Here is a 16,878-nt window from a genome sequence, read left to right on the forward strand (position 1 = left end):
CGCTCTCAGCGGCGGTGACAAAAAAACAATTGAGTGGACCCGTTCCTGTCGTTCATGCCAAATGCGCCAGTTGCAGGGTGACGTCGTGAATCAGGCGAAGGTCGTTGAAGTCGCTGGCGCGGCTCTCCACCTGGTGCAGGTGAAAAGCGCGCTGCTCACTACGCGGTAGGCCCTGATACTCGGCGATCACCTGGAAGAGCCAGATCTCGTCGCCCCATTCCATGTCACTGTCCTGCAGGTAGGCCAGTGCACTGATGCCCATGGGATCGGGATGGTCGATCACCGTCAGGTAGAAATTTTCCACGTCCTGCTTGAGCGCCTGTTGGCTCGCCGCCACCAGGCTTTGCTCCTCGGCCTCGGCAGGCCGTGCGGCGGCAACGGCCTGCGGCTTGTGCACCGGCGTCGGTAGCTGGAGCACGAGGTCGGTCAGCACGCGAATGTCCGGCTCATGATCCAGGGCCGGCGCGGCTGCGGCGATCAAAGGACTGGCTTGGTTGATCAGGTCAGGCACTTCGCTGCGCCGCGCATAGTTACCAGGAACGAAGTTGGGGTGCTCGCGTAGAAACGCCGCCATGCCGCTAATCAGCCGGCTACGCGATTGCTGCTGGCGAAACCGGGCCATCAGTTCGGTCAGACGGCTCTGAACTTCACGCAGGCTGGTGTAATGCTGACTGACCTGGCGCTGCAATTGACTGATCAGCAGCTTGCGCAGGGTGCCGTCGCTACCCACCAGTTCGATCAGCTCATCGAAGTCGATCAGTTGCAGGCCATCCAGCAGGCGCACGATCTGCTTCTGGGCACGATCGTTTTCGCGGATCTTGTCGTTCAGGCGGCTCACGAAACCGAAGTCGCTGTTGAGGCGCTGCCAGAGACTATCGATGGCGTCGGCAAAACGCCCATTGAGATCATCGACGGCCTGGCGCAGGCGCAGCAACTGCTGCTCCTGGTGCCAGTATTCACTCTGGTTCTGAGCCTCGCGGTAGCTCTGCACCAACGTGCGCACCAGTTCCAGGGTTTCGCCCACATCGGTATTGACCTGGCGGCGGGTTTCGTCGGCCAGCATCTCGGCGATCAACTCGCGCACCCGGGGCGCCAGCTTGACGCCCCCCTGATCGTCGGGCCGCCAGACGATACGCGCGGCCAACAGCCGCCGCAATGCGCTATCGCTCAAGGCCTCCAGCGGCACTTCATCGCGACTGTAGCCCTGCATCAGGGCGTCGGCGTGCTTGCCGAGCAGCGCCAGACGCTCCACGCCGGTGCCGATCAGGCGACTTTCCAGCGCATGCTCGTCGCTCACAGCAAGCTCCTTCATAACAAGCTTTCCTGCGCCTGCGGGCTCTCATCGTCGACGGGCAGGTTTTCTTCGTCACGGATGAGCCGTACCAGATCGACGAGGTAATCGATCTTGCCGGTCACCAGATAGACCTGGCGGTCGGCATGCGGCTGCAGCAGATAACCGTGCTCCTTGAGGCGCTTGAAGACCTGCTTCATCTGGGCGTCGAGCTGCTCGCTCTGGGAGCCGAAGAAGCTGTCACCGGCGAGGCGTTCGAGCTGCTCACGCAGGCTCTGATTGTCCTCGCAGCGGGCGCTGAGCTCGGCGGGCTTGAGCACATCGCCCGGTGCCACCAGGGCGTCATGGCCCATCGCTTCCTGCATCAGTTGCAGCCATTCGAGCATCGGCATCAGGCTATGCAGCACCTCGCCGAGCTGCCGCGATAACTGCTCCCGGGCCTCGTCGTTGAGCTGTCGCCAGGCCAGGAAGTAGACACTGCCCTCGGCGTTGGTGGCCAGACGGCGATTGAGCGGTCGCAGGTAGGTGTCGATCTGCTCGCGCACCTCCTCATCCTCGAGGCGGCGGAAGGCCCTGTCATCGCTCACGGCGCAGACGAACTCGCCGGCCAGCAAACGCTCCAGCAACGGACCATGTTCGATCATGACGAGACCTCCTCGGTGGTGCGTTCCTGCAGGCGCTCGGCCAAGCGGCTCAGACGCGGTTCGATGCGCTTCAGGCGGCGGCGACTCGATTGTTCGGCATCACGGTCGATCAGATAGCGATTACGGAATAACAGCAAGACGTCGGACTCGGGATTGGGAAACGCCCCGACGATATGAATACGATTGCTATCGCAGGCATCGAACAACGTCTCGACGTTGTGATAGGCCAGCGTGCCGATCTCATCGATGGGCCAGTGAATGGCGATCTCCGAAGAGCCGCGCAACAGTCGCGTGAAGGCGAGCAGGAACTTGCACAGGATCAAGTAAGCCATGCCGTGGCTCGAGGACTCGAGCAACTGGCGATCGCTTTTGATCACCAGGTCGGTGCCGCCCTCGTTCAAGTGCAACTCGAGGCGCAGCAAGCTTTCGAAACTGTATTGCTGGTCGTGGCGCAGCAAGTCGACGACATCGGCCAGCGCATCCAGATAATCATCACTGGGGAGCGTCTGGCTGGAGCTCTCCCAGTCACGATAAAGCTGAGCGAAGCGCTTGAGTGGCTCCCAGAAGCCCAGCTCGTCGATGGTCGACTGAATGCGTACCTCCGCCTTGTTGATACCCTCGAGGCGCAGGTCATCGGCCACCTCTTCGGACAAGCGGCGGCTCTGGGCGCTGATGCGTCGATTGAGGTCACGGAAGACGGTGAAGAACTTGTCCAGATCGGCGCCCAGGTTGCGCCCCTGCTGGATCAATTGCTGCTGCTGATCTTCGAGCAATTGCAGCATGCCCCGCAGAAGCGGTAGCTGACGACGCGGATCGATACCCTGCTCGCCTGTCCCGCTGCCCGAGCCACTGAACAGCTTGGCGCGCTCGGCTTCCAAGGTCTCGACGAAGCCCTGACTGGCGCCCTTGATCAGCTCACTCTCGACCTGCTCGCAGCCCTTGCGCAGGGTTTCCACTTCCCTGCTCCGGTTACTCAGCGCCTGGCGCGTGCGCTCGATGCGCTCATGCACATCGCCTGGCGCTTCTCGAGGCGACTCGCCGGCGGCACTCGACGTTGACGCAAGCCCTAGTCCGTCGACCTGACCGAGCAATGGCTTGAGGGCGTCGATGACCTCGCGTTCGCCATTGCAGCTTGCCTTGAGCGTCTTGTCAGCTTGCTGGTGCGCCACCTTGGCGGCCTGAAAATCATTACGGCATTGATCGCGTTGGTGCTCGGCGGCCTGCTTGTCACGTGTCAGCGTCGCTTCGCGGTCAACCAGTTGCGGCTTGCGCTCGCCCCATTCAACACGCATGAAGCGCGTGTAAGCATCGAGTTCTTCGCGGCGACTTTCGGTGACGCGAATGCGCTCCTGCAGATCACTGATACGCTGGCGCGTCGAGCGCAGGGTTTCGGGATCACCGCCCTGGTCCTGAAGCTCCTGATCGAAAGCAGCTTCCAATTCCTGGCGTTGACGCTGGTGCTCGGTTTTGAGGTCTTCGAGTTGTTGCTTGTACTGATCGATACGCGTGTCGAAGCTGGCCAACTGGCTCTGGCCATCGGCCTTGAGTTCCAGGAGTTGCGCTTGATGGGTCTCATCGAGCGTGCTCAGAGCCTCGCGCTTTTCATCGCGTAGCGCCTTGTCGGCAGCCTGCTGGCTGGCCAGCGCTTCTTCGGCGGCCTGGCGGCGCTCTTTCTGCTGCCGAGCGTGGCGCTCCTGAAGTTGATGCCGGGCATCCAGGGCATATTCGACTTCGTCATCGGCATGCTTGAGGGCGAGCCGCGCCTGGCTGAGAGGCTCCTCGGCCCCCTGCACTCGGTCATGGCAAGCTTTGAGTTGCTTCTCTGCGGCCTGAAGATCGGTGTCGGCGCGCGCTTGTTCGGCTTCGGCGGCGTCGATGGCGGCATTGAGACTCGCCTCGTCGCGGGCATGATCGGGCAGCTCGATGGCGGCAAGGTCGAGCGCCACGCCGAACAGGTCGTCGTGCTCGTTGTCACCAAGCTGTGGTGAAAGGTCGCGACGCTCGAGCAGTTCGGGCGCAATGACCTTGCCCAGGTGATGCTCCCAGCCAGGACGGTGATAACGCATGAAATAGCGCAGACTGCCCTCGGCGGGATCGCGCTGACGCTGGAGTTCCTGAGAGCGCTGGTTCGCCCGATTGAGTTGTTGTTTGGCACTTTCTCGCTGCTGCTCTGCCGTGTCGCGCTCACGGCGCAGGGTTTCGTGTTCACGGCGCAAACCTTCGAGACGACTGGCGGCAGCGTTGCGGTCGCTCTGGGCCTGATCGACCCTGGACTGGGCGAGCTCCGCTTCCTGAACCTCTTCGGGCACCTGGCCGGTCGAGGCGAGTTGCGCCTTGAGATCGGCCAAGCGTTCGATGCCTTGCTCGAGCCGTGTCTGGTAGGCGCCATCCAGTTCGCTGCGCTGCGTGTGGTACTGGGCTTCCAGTTCACGCTCGGAGGCCCACTGCTGCTCCTGGCGCGCCGACTTCTCGTCGCCCAGTTCATTGATGAGCGCCTGAATCTCATCGGTGCGCCGCGAGAGGTTATCGGCCAGCTCGCGCAGGCGCCCGTCAAGGCGTGAGCGGTTGGCCGCAGAGGCCTCCTGCATCACCGCCAGATGCTCCTGCAACTGCTGGGCCTGTTCACGCCATTGCGGCAGTTCGGCCAGATCCCGCTCTAGGGCGGGCATATCGGCCTCGGCATACTGCTCGTATTGCTGCTGCAGATCGTTCAGGCTGCGCTGGGTACGGTCCAGTTCACTGGCAAGCTCACTGATGCGGTCGTTGAACGTGTCGCGGGCCTGCTCGTATTCCTGCTCGCGCGCCTGAAAGGCTTCCTGCTGTGTGTTCAGCTCGGCCTCGGTATCGGCCAGCACACGCTCCGCCCGATGGCGGTCGGCATCCAACTGTGGCTTGAGCTGCCAGAGTGTCGATTCAAGATCGACGATATCGCGATCGACGTCGGCTAGTTCCGCCAGCGACTTTTGCAGCGGTTCCAGACGCATCGACTGGCGCATCTGCGCGATCCAGTCACGCGCTTTGGTGTTGCGGATACGGGTGACCGGCAGTTCGACGCCGTCTTCTTCGAAGATCGCCGCCAGCATGGTCTTGAGGGTATCCATCTTGCCCTCTTTGGCATGCACCGCCGAAATCAGTTTTTCCATGTGACGAATGCGTCGCTCGGGCTTGACCAGGCTGAACTTCGCGGCGGTCTGGCGCAGCTTCAACGCTTCGCGCCGATTACCCTGCTGCTGGGTGAAGTCATTCTGGATCACCGCGCGGTATTCGGAGGTCGCCCCGTACTTGGCCGAGAAGTCGATGCCAGCACGGCGCAACCCAGCCAGCCAGTCGCCGTACTCCAGCGCCACGACACCCTCCTGGCTTTCCACCAGATAATCCTCGGGTTGGTACGGCGCAGCGACGAAACGATATTCCAGTCCGCCCTCTTTCTTGCGTGTCAGCACGGCCTGGCAGACATTACCGGCTTCACGACGGTATTCGTAGATCAGATAGCTGTTGCGATGCGGCAGGTAGAAAGCATCGAACTTCATCCGTGTCTTGGGGACGACCTTGTTGGGCAGTTCGCCATAGAAGACCGGCACCAGTCGCTGCAGCGTGGTCTTGCCCGAGGCGTTGGTGCCGCAAATATTGGTATGGCCATCGACATCCAGTTCGACGACGCCTTCCAGATGACCGTGAATCATCACGATACGTAACAAATGGGCCATGCCGCGTCCTTGGTAGTTTGCGCTTTTTTTCAAAAAACCATTCTACCCACCGCCGGCATGCACAACCAAGTTGGCACCTCATCCATGCCATCCATTGCAAAGAACACACCATGCAGTGAAGCTAATCCAGCACCTCGATGGCCACAGGGTGTAAGATATCGCCCTCAGATCGTGGCAAGGAGCACCGCATGGCCGACATCGACGACACCCTGCAACGCGTCTTCGGCTACGCCGACTTTCGCCCCGGCCAACGCCAGGTGGTCGAGGCCGTGACCCAGGGACGCTCGGCGGCGGCGATCTTTCCCACCGGGTCCGGCAAATCGCTGTGCTATCAATTGCCAGCCCTGCATCTGCCTCACCTGACGCTGGTGGTCTCACCGCTGCTCGCGCTGATGCAGGATCAGCTCGACTTCCTGGCGCGTCATGGCATCGCCGCCGCAAGTCTCGATTCACGCCAGAGCCGTGAGGAAGCCTCCGCCGTGATGCGTGGCGTCAAGCAGGGCGAGATCCGCATCCTCATGGTCTCGGTGGAGCGACTCAAGAACGAACGTTTTCGTCACTTCCTGCGTCAGGTGCCGGTGTCGCTGCTGGTCGTCGACGAGGCGCACTGTCTCTCCGAATGGGGCCACAACTTTCGCCCCGATTACCTCAAGCTGCCCGCCTATCAGCGCGAATTCGCCATTCCTCAGGCGCTGCTGCTCACTGCTACGGCAACGCCCCGCGTCATCGAAGATATGCGTGAGAACTTCGCCATCGCCGCTGATGACGTCGCCGCCACCGGATTCTATCGTCCTAATCTCGACTTGCAGGTGCAGCCCACCGCCGCCGATCAACGTTCTCGCACCCTGGCCGAGTGGCTCGGCCCGCGCCTGGCGCAGACACCGGCACAACCAAGCATCGTGTATGTCACTTTGCAGAAGACCGCCGAGCGACTGGCCGCTTATCTCGGCAAGGCGGGCATCGACGCGCGGGCGTATCACGCCGGCCTCGACAGCGAGACCCGCGATACGCTGCAACAGGCCTTCATGCGCGGCGAGATAAATTGCATCGTCGCCACCATCGCCTTCGGCATGGGCATCGACAAGGCCGATATCCGCAACGTAGTGCATTTCGACTTGCCCAAGTCGATCGAGAACTACAGCCAGGAGATCGGTCGCGCCGGGCGCGATAACCAACCGTCCCAGTGCCTGATGCTCGGCGGACGCGACGCCCTCGGGGCGCTGGAAAATTTCGTCTACGGCGATACGCCGGAACGCGACGGTATCGAACGAGTGCTGCGCGACATCAATGACGCCGCGCCCCACGGTCAGTGGGAAGTCCGTTTAAATGCACTCTCGCAGCACAGCAACATTCGGCCACTACCACTCAAGACGCTATTGGTGCAGCTCGAACTCGAAGGCATCATCGCGCCGCGCTATGCCTATTTCGCCGAGTACCGTTTCAAGTATCTGCTCGATCCGTCGGCGCTGATCGAGCGTTTCAGCGGCGAGCGTCGCGACTTCGTCGCCGCGTTGATTGACGCCTCACCGCGCGCGCGGACCTGGTGCGAGCTGGATCAAAATGCACTGGCGACTCTCGGCGCCGAGCGCGGACTCGATACCTCGCGAAGCCGCGTCATCAGTGCGCTGGAGTATTTCAACGACCAAGGGTTCATTCAGCTCGAAAGCAAGCAGATGACCGAGGTCTACGCCGTGCTCGCCCCCGAGATCGATATTGCCGCGCTGGCCGAGCGGCTTACGACGTACTTCCAACGCAAGGAGCGCGCCGAGATCGAGCGCCTGCAGGCCATGCTGGCGCTATTCGAGTCGACGACCTGTCTCAGCCGGCGCCTGGCCGACTATTTCGGTGACGCCAATGCGCCCGAGCACTGCGGTCATTGCTCGGTGTGTCGCGGCCATATCGCGCAGTGGCCCACGGAGACGCCACGTGCACCGCTCGAGCCGCACCAGGTGGCCGCGCTATGTGCGCCTTTGCATGAACGACTGACCGCCTTATCCGATGCACCGCCGCCCAGCGACGCGCTATTCACACGCTTTCTCGCGGGGCTCACCAATCCCGTGCTGACGCGACTCAAGGCACGTCAGCTCGAAGGGTTCGCAGCGCTGGAAGACTGGCCCTACCCGGAGATCCACGCGGCCGTGAAGGCCATATCTTCGAGCGAAGCGTAAATCACGCGCCGTTGCGGTAGGCCTGCCCCGGCGCTGGCTTCTACACTGATAGAAATCACTCGAAGGAGGCGAAGAACACCATGAGCGAGCTTGCCGAACTGAAATGCGAAGCCTGCAGCGCCGACGCCCCCATCGTCAGCGAAGGGGAAATGCATAGTCTCGGCGCCGAGATTCCCGAGTGGCGGATCGTGGAGCGCGATGGCATCATGCAATTGGAACGTGAGTTCACGTTCCGCAACTTCAAGCAGGCCCTGGCGTTCACCAATCAGGTGGGCGATATCGCCGAGGCAGAAGGTCATCACCCGGCGCTGACCACCGAATGGGGCAAGGTCACCGTTACCTGGTGGTCGCACAAGATCAAGGGCTTGCACCAAAACGATTTCATCATGGCCGCCAGAACCGACGAGGTAGCGCAGTCCAATGTTCGAGCAGATTGAACGCGTACCCGGGGATGCCATCCTCGGACTTATTGAAGCCTTCAAGAAGGATCCCAACCCCCAGAAAGTCGACCTGGGGGTCGGCGTTTACCGTGACGCGCACGGCAATACGCCCGTCATGCGGGCCGTCAAGGAGGCCGAGGAGCGGCTGCTGAACAACGAGACGACCAAGAGCTATATCGGCTCACACGGCGATCCGCGTTACGGCCAGGCGGTACTCGAACTGGTCCTGGGGACAGCTTCACCGGTACTGGCCGCTAACCGCGCCAGTGCCACGCAATCTCCCGGCGGCACGGGGGCATTGCGCCTGGCGGCGGACTTCATCAAGTCGCAACTGCCCGGCAAGAGCATCTGGGTCTCCGATCCGACATGGCCCAACCACCTGGGCATCTTTCACGCGGCAGGCGTCGAGCTGAAGAAGTATCCGTACGTGGACGCCGATAACCGTCTCGATTTCGACGGTATGCTGGGCGCCCTGCAGCAGATTCCCGAAGGCGATGTGGTACTGCTGCATGCCTGCTGTCACAATCCCTCGGGCTTCGATCTGTCACGCGAGCAATGGCAACGCGTGCTGGAAGTCGTGCGCGAGCGGCGTCTACTGCCACTGGTCGACTTTGCCTATCAAGGCTTCGGCGATGGCCTCGATGCCGACGCCTACGGCCCGCGCCTGCTGGCCGAAAACCTCGATGAAGTGATGATCACCAGCTCCTGCTCCAAGAACTTCGGGGTCTATCGCGAACGTACCGGCTGCATGATCATGATCGCCCGCGATGGCGAGCAGATGGAAAACGTCCGCTCGCAGATGGCCATCGTCGCCCGCGAAAACTACTCCAACCCGCCGGCCCATGGCGGCGCAGTGGTCGCCGAGATTCTCAACGACGAGGCACTTGCCAACATGTGGCGTGAGGAACTCACCGAGATGCGTGACCGCATCAACGGGCTACGGCAAGATTTCGTGGAAGCGCTCAAGCCTTATGGACTGGACGAGCGGTTCGCCTTCATCGCCGAGCAGCGTGGCATGTTCTCCTATACTGGACTGAATCCGGCACAGGTCGACCGTCTGCGCGACGAGTTCGGCATCTACATGGTGCGCTCCGGTCGGGCCAACGTTGCCGGTCTGGCGCAGGAAAATCTGCCCTACGTGGCCAAGGCCATCGCCACCGTCGTCGGCTGATAAAAGGCCCTGACACGCACAACGCATAAACGCCCGCCATGCTCACGCATGACGGGCGTTTTATTTTGCGCTTACTTCTTTACGCTCACTAATCCTGAGCGTCGGGTAGCGTGTCCGAGCCGACTTCATCGCGGAATGCCTCCCGCGTCACCTCGCCCTCATCGCTCTCGAGTCGTTGAAAGAGCTCGAGTCGGTCGGCCTGACGTGCCTCTTCTTCACTGAGCATGCCATCCTCATCGACATCCAACTGATCGAAGGTCACCGCGTTACGGCGCTGATCGAGCGGCGTTTGCGCACCTCCCTGACCAAAGCTGGCATCCTCATCGCTGACGCCTGTTGCCTTCTCACTGACCTCGCCCGCCTCGGTCGCTTGGCCTTTCTGGTCCTCGGGCGGCGCAGCCTCGTCCTGGGCGAGTACCGACCCACTCACTAGCACAGAACCGCTCAATAACAACGCCAACATGCCGGCGCTCCCGACACGCCAGCCAGCGCGAATCGTCATCGCTGTCTCCTCAATGGCTCTCATTACATTCCAGGGCACCCGCCGCCCGCGGCGGACCGGGTCTGATGCGAGCATTGGACAAGCGATGCACGCGGGGATTCCCTACCTACTTAGGATCACTCAGCGTAACGCGCCACACCCAACCCCTGGGTATCGTTTTCCGGGCGACAGCCAGCCCAGAACTCAGCCTTGGCCATACCGCCACCTTCCGGCAAGATATCACGCATCACCATGCTGATAGTCCCGCGGCGTTTTCAAGTATTGCCATTGACCGCCATGCGCTGCGTCAGGGAACGCCGGAAAATGCCCCAGGCAAGACCGCCTGCCAGCACGTTGCCCAACGCGGCTCCCCAGGCGACACCCAAAATGCCCGACAGCCAGGCCCCCACCGCTAGGCATGGCAAGTAACACACGAACAAGCGCATGAAGGACAGCAGCATGGCGCGTACCGGCCAGCCAAGGGCATTGGAGGCGGATACCACCAGCATGCAAAGGCCCAGCAAGCTATAGCTGGGTAGCAGCCAGCGTATCAAGGTCGCGAGTTCATCGCGTATTTCCGGATTGCCCGACAGAGCGACCGCCACCCAGGGTGCCGCCAGTGCCATGACACACCCCAGCCCCAGTTGCCAGACCACCGCCGTACGCGCCGCCAGCTTCATCAAGGCATCGATGCGCAACCAATCGCCGGCGCCGTAACAACGCCCCAGCCAGGGCGGCAGTGACATAGTCAGCGCCAGCACCACCATCAACGAAAGCGTTTCCAGGCGACTCGCCAATCCCCAGGCCGCGACAGCCGTCTCCCCCAGATCGGCCACGATCGAGGTCGCCAGCATCGCCGAGAGTGGCGGCATCAACTGACTGATCATCGCAGGCCCGGCGATCGTCATGAACGGCACGGCCGAGGCACGCATTTCGACGCGCAACCCATGCCGCGCCAGCCAGTCGTGGGCACGTAGACGTGTCACCAAGAACCAGATGCCGATGGCAAACGCCAACGCTGTCGCCCAGGCCGCACCAGGCAGCCCCCAGCCCGACCAGTCGCCAATGCCAAAAATCAACAGCGGATCGAGGACCAGATTGATCAGGCTGGTCAGTACCATGAGTTTTCCGGGCAAGCGCGTGTCGCCATGTGCCCGGAACAGGCTATAGCCGAAATACAGCACCGCCCCCAGCCAGTTGGCCACCAACTGCGGCCCCCAGTAGGCGCGAATCAGCTCACGCGTGGGGGCATCAGCCCCCAGCAGCGTGAAGATCGGCGTCTGCGCGGCCCACATGATCAGCATCAGCAGGGCCATCAATGCGCTTCCACCGACCAGCACAAGGCTGCCCATACGCCTGGCACGCGCTGTATCGCCAGCGCCCAGAGTGCGTGAAATCAGCGCCGCGATGGCAATCCCCAGACCTACCTGCACGCCGATGATCAGAAACGACAGTGGGAAGGTGAAGGATTGTGCCGCGAGCGGCTGAGTGCCCAAACGGGCGATGAAAGCACTATCGACGAGCTGGAAGCCCAGCAGCGAGAGCACGCCGATAGCCATGGGCCAGGTCTGCTGCCACAGTTGGCGACGTAGCGAGGACATGGATTCCGTCACGGAAACCTCATTGCGAATCAACGATCAAGATATCAAATAGGGCGCCCCCGGCATCGGTCGATACCGAGGGCGACTAGATTAGCAGAAAGCGCCTTCATGGGTGATGACGCTTCAGGCGTCCCACTGGGGAGCAAAATCCGGATTGGCGATACGTTCGCCGCGATCGAGCGCATCGATACGCGCCATCTCGTCGGCACTCAGTGTGATCTGCATGGCGTCGAGGTTCGATTGCTGGTGCCCGGGCTTCGTGGACGACGGGATCACCACGATGTCGCGCGCCACCACCCACGCCAGCGCGATCTGCGCCGGACTCACCCCGTGCGCCTCGGCAATTTCCTTGAGCACGGGCTCGTCCATCACCTTGCCCACCGCTAGCGGCATATAACCGGTAACCTGCAAGCCCTGCGCCTGGCAATACGCAACCACGGTGCGGTTGGCCAGGAAGGGATGCACTTCGATCTGGTTGGTGATCAGGTACTCGCCTCCGGGCACCGAGAGCGCCAGGTCGAGCTGCGCCACCGTGAAGTTGGAGACGCCAATCTCACGCGTAAGGCCTTTCTCGCGCGCCTGGTTCAAGGCGCCGATATAATCGGCCATCGGGACCTCGTCGTCGGGCGACGGCCAATGCACCAAAGCCAGGTCGACGTATTCAACGCCGAGCTTCCGGCAGCTCTCTTCGAAGCTTTCCAGCAATGCCTGCGGCTGCAATCGATCCCACCACACCTTGGTGGTCAGGAAGATCTCGTCGCGGGGAACATCGCTTTGCTTGAGCGCCTCGCCCACGGCGCGTTCGTTATCGTAGAACTGAGCGGTATCGATATGCCGGTAACCGAGTGACAGCGCTGACATGACCGAGTCGATAACGTCTTGGTCCTTGAGACGAAAGGTGCCCAGACCAATGCGGGGCAACGTGCGTTGGTTCAGCATGGTGACTCCTTGTCAGATGGCAAAAGACAGCAAAGACCTAGTTACAAGATGAAACATGGTGCCAGGCAATCTGTCCTACTCCTGCATGAATTGGGGACCGTTAAATTGACTTTCAACACCTTCCTCACGCTAGATCGCCGTTGAGATTGGCCATTGCCTCCCCTTATTACCAACCTCGACTCAACGTGAATCGCCCCGCACGAGGCGGGGCGATTCAGGCTGTCCGAGCATGCGTGACGAATTACTGGCGGATACCTTCAACCACCAGGTGCATGTCAACGGTGGAAGCCGTCGGACCCAACTTGCTGGTATCGATACCGAAGTCAGACAACGTCAACGTCGTTTCCCCTTCGAAACCATTGCGATATCCGCCCCAGGGATCGTCACCACCGCCGATATGGTCGACCTCGATGGTAATCGGCTGCGTTTCGCCATGCAGCGTCAGGTTGCCGGACAGTTCGCCCTCACCGTCACCGGTCGATTCGAATCCCGTGGACTCGAACGTCGCGGTGGGATACTCCGAGGCGTTGAGGAAGTCGTCGCTCAAGATGTGCTTGTCGCGTTCGGCATGCGCCGTATGGAGACTGCTCACGTCTACCTCGACATTGGCGCTGGAAGCTTCTGGGGCGTCGGGGTCATAACTGAACGTCCCCGTGAAATCATCGAAGGTGCCCAGCACATAGGAATAGCCCAAATGGCTGATCTTGAACTCAATGAAGGCATGCTGCCCTTCGCTATCGATCTTGTAATCGGCAGCGTTGGCCTGGGCCATGGGCAACAGTACGGCAGCGCCGAGAGCAGCACTGGTAGCGGTCTTGAGTAGCGATTTCGAGAACATCGTCATCTCCTGGGATGAAGGATTTAAGTACTTAAGTGGCGGCAAATCGCCACGGATGTAAAACTCATTGGCGTCGAGAGCCTCCGGGCCACCACATGCGACGCAACGTGTCCCGGCGATCGAGAATATGATGCTTGAGCGCAACCAGCGTGTGGCCCACGACCAGCACGACCAGTGCCCAAGCTGCGTACCAGTGCACCTCCCCCGCCAGGGTCGCCTGTCGGGGCAAATCGCTGAGCAGTGCCGGCACTTCGAAGGCACCGAACACACTGATACCTTGGCCTTCGGCAGTGGAGATCAAGTAGCCACTGACCATCACCGTCAACAGCAAGACGTAGAGGAGCCCATGGCCGGCATGCGCCAACACCCGCTCCCAAGACACGCCATGTGCCTCGGGCGTGGGCTGCATCAAGCGCCATGCCAACCGCAGCAGCGTCAAACCCAGTAGCGTCAGGCCCAGTGACTTGTGCCACCATGGCCCCAATTGATACCAGCGATCATAATAACCAAGACCGGTCATCCACCAGCCAAGTACGAAGAGTGACACGACCAGCACGGCACTCAGCCAATGCAGGAGAATGCTGGGCAACCCCCAGCCGTGTACCGAATTACGCCACATGCGTTTCTCTCCACCCATCATGCCTTCAGCATAATGGCTATCGCGCATCACGCCAGGACGTATCGAGGAAAGGCATCATTAACCAAAAAGAAATAATGGCTCGCCAAGGCGAGCCATTATAAGAGAAGTGTGCAAGGCTCGAGGGTCGTGTCAGCCTGTCAGTGCCTCCAGCAGCAATTGAGCCGTCGGCGCGCTGGAGGCCGGATTCTGACCGGTGATCAACAGGCCATCGCGCAGTTGGAAAGCGTCGAAATCCGCGTCGGCGCGCTCATAGTGGCCACCCTTTGCCTTCAAGGCGTCTTCCACTAGCAACGGCACGACATCGGTCAGCCCCACGGCGTCTTCTTCGCTGTTCGAGAACCCAGTGACACGATGACCCTTGACCACAGACTGGCCATCGGGACTTTGTGCATGCACCAACACGGCGGGTGCATGGCAGACTGCGCTGACAGGCTTATGGGCCACGAGGAAGTCGTGGATCAACTGCTGGGAATGGCGATCTTGCGTCAAATCCCACAGCGGGCCATGGCCCCCGGGGTAGAAAACAGCATCGTAGTCATCGGCACGCACCTCGGCCAGCTTACGCGTATTAGCCAACTGCGCCTTGGCCTCGCTATCCGCCTCGAAGCGGCGCGTTTCCTCGGTCAGCGCATCGGGCTGCGTGGAGGTGGGATCAATGGGCGGCTGACCACCCTGCGGCGAGGCCAGCGTCACCTCGACACCCGCATCCTTGAACACGTAGTACGGCGCGACGAACTCTTCGAGCCAGAAGCCGGTGGCATGGCCGGTATCGCCCATGCGATCGTGCGACGTCAGCACCATCAGAATCTTCATGCGAACCTCCTTGGGTAAGCGACGTTCATGTCGATACCCATGACGTGGAGACATCCAGGCGGACTTCAAGACGTCGCCGCACCAAGTGCCCTACTCGATCGCCACCTCTACCTCATAGCCACCAAACTTGCGCAGATTGATGACACCGGTATCGAAGATCAGGTACTGCCCCTTGAGTCCCATCAAACGGCCGCTGACCTCAGGGGACTTATCGAAATTGTGCGACACTACCTTGCCGGGAAATTCCAGGACGGGATAGTGCAACTCGACCGGGGTCGCCGCCAGCGTGCCAATCGCCTGCTCGCCAACGCGTTGTTTGAGTGCCGCCAGCTCCTGATCGAGCACTTCCAGGAGGCGGTCTCGTTCGGCGAGCAAGTCTAGCAGCGCCACGTCACCTTTCAGCATTGCACGCCAATTGGTGCGATCGCCCACCACCTGCTTGAACAAGGTTTCGACCAACCCCGACTGCAAACGGTTGTCGACCTCGAGAATCGGCAGCGCCTGCATCGCCCCTTGATCGAGCCAGCGTGTAGGCAATTGCGTCTTGCGCGTGATGCCGACCTTGAGCCCCGACGAATTGGCCAGGTAGACCACGTGCGGCTGAAAACAATGCTGCTCGCCCCATGCCGGTTCGCGACACGTACCCGCATGATAGTGGCAGGTTTCCGGCTTGACGATGCAGGTGTCACACTGGGCAAGCGACTTGAAACAAGGGTAGCAATAGCCTTGGGCAAAACTCTTGCGCGTGGCGCGTCCACAATGCACGCAGTGGATGGCGCCGGTATGCACGAGTCGCAACGAGGCGCCCAGATGCGCATTGAGACCAACGCGCTGCTCGCCGGCCCGCAGGGTGTATTGCGCCGGTGTCTGCGCATCGCTGGGCGCAATCTCCATCTTGCGCAGGGGTCCGCGCGCGGCACTGACATCCGCCACGCTGAACAGATCGCTCATCGGTTCATCCACTTGATGGTATCGGACTCGCCGGCTCCATCGTCAGTGCCGCCACCGCCGCGCTCGATATAGCCCACACGCTCGTTCTCGGGGATATCGTGGGCGACTTCGTATTTCATCACCGCCTCGAGACACAGCTCGGTCTGCTCTTCGCTCAGGCGCTGTCCATCCGGCCATTTACGCAGTGCGACCGCCTGCTTGAAGCTGTCGTACATGGCGGGTGTCATCTGCGCCACCATCTTGTCGAAGGTCATGTCACTCACTAACGCTCTCCTCTTGCGGCACGTCCACCGGCCCACCATCCACCGACCAGCCCGACCAACAGACCGCCCAGGTGCGCCTCATTGGCGACGTTGCCGAATCCAAACAAGCTCGCCATGTCGGTCATGGTGAAGACCATCCAGGCAAGCATGAACACCACCAGCATTTGGGGCACGAAAAATCCGCTTCCCGGGGCCCGACGGGCCATCAGCCAGACATATCCCAGCAAGGCATAATCGACCCCGGACATGCCGCCGAACAGCACGGTCCCCGTGGCGTATTGCGCCAGGTTGGAGACGAGTGCCGCCACGACGGCGAGCATGATAAGGCGTACGGGGCCTTGCAGGGCTTCGACCTGGCGCCCGAAATACCATAACCACAGCATGTTGAAGACCAGATGCATCCAGCCGAAATGCATCAACGCCGGCGACAGAAAGCGCCATACCTGACCGCTTGCCAGGGAATCGCCCAGGGTGCTGACCGTCAAGCTTCCGGACACGGCATCGACGGGCACGAAGGTCAGCGCAGCGACCACACGGTCACCGAACAATGCCATCAAGGCGAAGACCACCACACACAATGCCATCAAGGCAGCCGCCAGCGGTGCCTGAGTAAAGGCACTGCCAAGCATGCCGGGCGATCGGCTTTTCGTGGCCTGAGAGGGACGCTCGACCAACTCGCCACGATGCCATTGCTCGATCAAGTGTGCCGCCTCATCACGCTGACGCGGATCGGCCAGCCACAGCACCTGATTCGTCTCCTCCTCGGTCACCTGATGGCCGATACGATGCGCCCACAACGCTCGACGCAGTGCGACGATATCCTGTTGACGAGGCAATTCCAGCAGTTTGTACATGGGCGGGGTCCCTTTCAGTACCGCAGACGAGCGCACAAAAGAAAAAGTCCGGCGGAGGGGGCCGCCGGACAAGAGCA

The 16,878-nt window shown here is 61.2% G+C and carries 15 protein-coding genes; 3 read left to right on the top strand and 12 right to left on the bottom strand.

The window, feature by feature from the left end; all coding sequences use genetic code 11:
* Positions 1-52: 52 nt before the first annotated feature.
* The 3 genes from OP496_RS01240 to OP496_RS01250 are packed head-to-tail and all read right to left on the bottom strand — an operon-like array spanning position 53 to position 5,642.
* Positions 53-1,312 carry a hypothetical protein gene (locus OP496_RS01240; protein ID WP_280561507.1) on the bottom strand — a complete coding sequence of 420 codons (1,260 nt, stop codon included), beginning with the start codon at positions 1,310-1,312 and terminating at the stop codon, positions 53-55.
* On the bottom strand, positions 1,309-1,935 hold the full coding sequence (locus tag OP496_RS01245; RefSeq protein WP_280561508.1) for a hypothetical protein: 627 nt from the start codon (positions 1,933-1,935) through the stop codon (positions 1,309-1,311). The genes OP496_RS01240 and OP496_RS01245 overlap by 4 nt, the downstream gene beginning before the upstream one ends.
* On the bottom strand, positions 1,932-5,642 hold the full coding sequence (locus OP496_RS01250) for an ATP-binding protein (protein WP_280561509.1): 3,711 nt from the start codon (positions 5,640-5,642) through the stop codon (positions 1,932-1,934). The genes OP496_RS01245 and OP496_RS01250 overlap by 4 nt, the downstream gene beginning before the upstream one ends.
* Before the next feature lie 188 nt (positions 5,643-5,830).
* Here OP496_RS01250 and OP496_RS01255 point away from each other — a divergent pair, with 188 nt between their 5' ends.
* The 3 genes from OP496_RS01255 (at position 5,831) to OP496_RS01265 (ending at position 9,421) form a co-directional block, all read left to right on the top strand.
* Entirely contained in the window at positions 5,831-7,810 is a 1,980-nt protein-coding gene (locus tag OP496_RS01255) for an ATP-dependent DNA helicase RecQ (RefSeq protein WP_280561510.1), read from the top strand.
* Between the two features lie 80 nt (positions 7,811-7,890).
* Positions 7,891-8,247, top strand: a complete 357-nt coding sequence (locus OP496_RS01260; RefSeq protein ID WP_280561511.1) for a 4a-hydroxytetrahydrobiopterin dehydratase — start codon at positions 7,891-7,893, stop codon at positions 8,245-8,247.
* Positions 8,231-9,421: an amino acid aminotransferase gene (locus tag OP496_RS01265; protein WP_280561512.1), complete on the top strand. Its 1,191-nt coding sequence runs from the start codon at positions 8,231-8,233 to the stop codon at positions 9,419-9,421. The genes OP496_RS01260 and OP496_RS01265 overlap by 17 nt, the downstream gene beginning before the upstream one ends.
* A gap of 88 nt (positions 9,422-9,509) precedes the next feature.
* Here OP496_RS01265 and OP496_RS01270 read toward each other — a convergent pair whose 3' ends face one another.
* The 9 genes from OP496_RS01270 to OP496_RS01310 form a co-directional block, all read right to left on the bottom strand.
* Positions 9,510-9,923, bottom strand: coding sequence for a hypothetical protein (locus OP496_RS01270; RefSeq protein ID WP_280561513.1), 414 nt, complete (start codon positions 9,921-9,923; stop codon positions 9,510-9,512).
* A 254-nt stretch (positions 9,924-10,177) separates the two neighbouring features.
* Positions 10,178-11,503 carry an MATE family efflux transporter gene (locus OP496_RS01275; RefSeq protein WP_280561886.1) on the bottom strand — a complete coding sequence of 442 codons (1,326 nt, stop codon included), beginning with the start codon at positions 11,501-11,503 and terminating at the stop codon, positions 10,178-10,180.
* Between the two features lie 123 nt (positions 11,504-11,626).
* Entirely contained in the window at positions 11,627-12,442 is an 816-nt protein-coding gene (gene dkgB / locus OP496_RS01280) for a 2,5-didehydrogluconate reductase DkgB (protein ID WP_280561514.1), read from the bottom strand.
* Positions 12,443-12,683: 241 nt separating this feature from the next.
* The gene (locus tag OP496_RS01285; protein ID WP_280561516.1) at positions 12,684-13,280 is read right to left on the bottom strand and encodes a YceI family protein; all 597 of its coding nucleotides are present in this window, start codon (positions 13,278-13,280) and stop codon (positions 12,684-12,686) included.
* 64 nt (positions 13,281-13,344) lie between these two features.
* Positions 13,345-13,899, bottom strand: coding sequence for a cytochrome b (locus OP496_RS01290; RefSeq protein ID WP_280561517.1), 555 nt, complete (start codon positions 13,897-13,899; stop codon positions 13,345-13,347).
* Positions 13,900-14,049: 150 nt separating this feature from the next.
* The gene (locus OP496_RS01295) at positions 14,050-14,733 is read right to left on the bottom strand and encodes a type 1 glutamine amidotransferase domain-containing protein (RefSeq protein ID WP_280561518.1); all 684 of its coding nucleotides are present in this window, start codon (positions 14,731-14,733) and stop codon (positions 14,050-14,052) included.
* A gap of 90 nt (positions 14,734-14,823) precedes the next feature.
* Positions 14,824-15,684 (bottom strand): DUF2797 domain-containing protein, encoded by an 861-nt coding sequence (locus OP496_RS01300; RefSeq protein WP_280561520.1) that lies wholly within the window; start codon positions 15,682-15,684, stop codon positions 14,824-14,826.
* A complete protein-coding gene (locus OP496_RS01305) occupies positions 15,681-15,947 on the bottom strand; it encodes a DUF1315 family protein (RefSeq protein ID WP_280561521.1) in 267 nt (88 codons plus the stop codon). Before OP496_RS01305 ends, OP496_RS01300 begins: the two co-directional genes overlap by 4 nt.
* Complete coding sequence (locus OP496_RS01310; protein WP_280561523.1) at positions 15,947-16,801, bottom strand: rhomboid family intramembrane serine protease; 855 nt, start codon at positions 16,799-16,801, stop codon at positions 15,947-15,949. Before OP496_RS01310 ends, OP496_RS01305 begins: the two co-directional genes overlap by 1 nt.
* Positions 16,802-16,878: the final 77 nt, after the last annotated feature.

It is taken from the genome of Chromohalobacter sp. 48-RD10, from assembly GCF_029889785.1.
Classification (GTDB): domain Bacteria; phylum Pseudomonadota; class Gammaproteobacteria; order Pseudomonadales; family Halomonadaceae; genus Chromohalobacter.

Excerpts from the sequence above, each read along its gene's own strand:
- OP496_RS01240 (WP_280561507.1), bottom strand. The coding sequence starts at position 1,312 with ATGAAGGAGCTTGCTGTGAGCGACGAGCATGCGCTGGAAAGTCGCCTG.
- OP496_RS01245 (WP_280561508.1), bottom strand. The coding sequence starts at position 1,935 with ATGATCGAACATGGTCCGTTGCTGGAGCGTTTGCTGGCCGGCGAGTTC.
- OP496_RS01250 (WP_280561509.1), bottom strand. The coding sequence starts at position 5,642 with ATGGCCCATTTGTTACGTATCGTGATGATTCACGGTCATCTGGAAGGC.
- OP496_RS01255 (WP_280561510.1), top strand. The coding sequence starts at position 5,831 with ATGGCCGACATCGACGACACCCTGCAACGCGTCTTCGGCTACGCCGAC.
- OP496_RS01260 (WP_280561511.1), top strand. The coding sequence starts at position 7,891 with ATGAGCGAGCTTGCCGAACTGAAATGCGAAGCCTGCAGCGCCGACGCC.
- OP496_RS01265 (WP_280561512.1), top strand. The coding sequence starts at position 8,231 with ATGTTCGAGCAGATTGAACGCGTACCCGGGGATGCCATCCTCGGACTT.
- OP496_RS01270 (WP_280561513.1), bottom strand. The coding sequence starts at position 9,923 with ATGACGATTCGCGCTGGCTGGCGTGTCGGGAGCGCCGGCATGTTGGCG.
- OP496_RS01275 (WP_280561886.1), bottom strand. The coding sequence starts at position 11,503 with ATGTCCTCGCTACGTCGCCAACTGTGGCAGCAGACCTGGCCCATGGCT.
- dkgB (WP_280561514.1), bottom strand. The coding sequence starts at position 12,442 with ATGCTGAACCAACGCACGTTGCCCCGCATTGGTCTGGGCACCTTTCGT.
- OP496_RS01285 (WP_280561516.1), bottom strand. The coding sequence starts at position 13,280 with ATGTTCTCGAAATCGCTACTCAAGACCGCTACCAGTGCTGCTCTCGGC.
- OP496_RS01290 (WP_280561517.1), bottom strand. The coding sequence starts at position 13,899 with ATGTGGCGTAATTCGGTACACGGCTGGGGGTTGCCCAGCATTCTCCTG.
- OP496_RS01295 (WP_280561518.1), bottom strand. The coding sequence starts at position 14,733 with ATGAAGATTCTGATGGTGCTGACGTCGCACGATCGCATGGGCGATACC.
- OP496_RS01300 (WP_280561520.1), bottom strand. The coding sequence starts at position 15,684 with ATGAGCGATCTGTTCAGCGTGGCGGATGTCAGTGCCGCGCGCGGACCC.
- OP496_RS01310 (WP_280561523.1), bottom strand. The coding sequence starts at position 16,801 with ATGTACAAACTGCTGGAATTGCCTCGTCAACAGGATATCGTCGCACTG.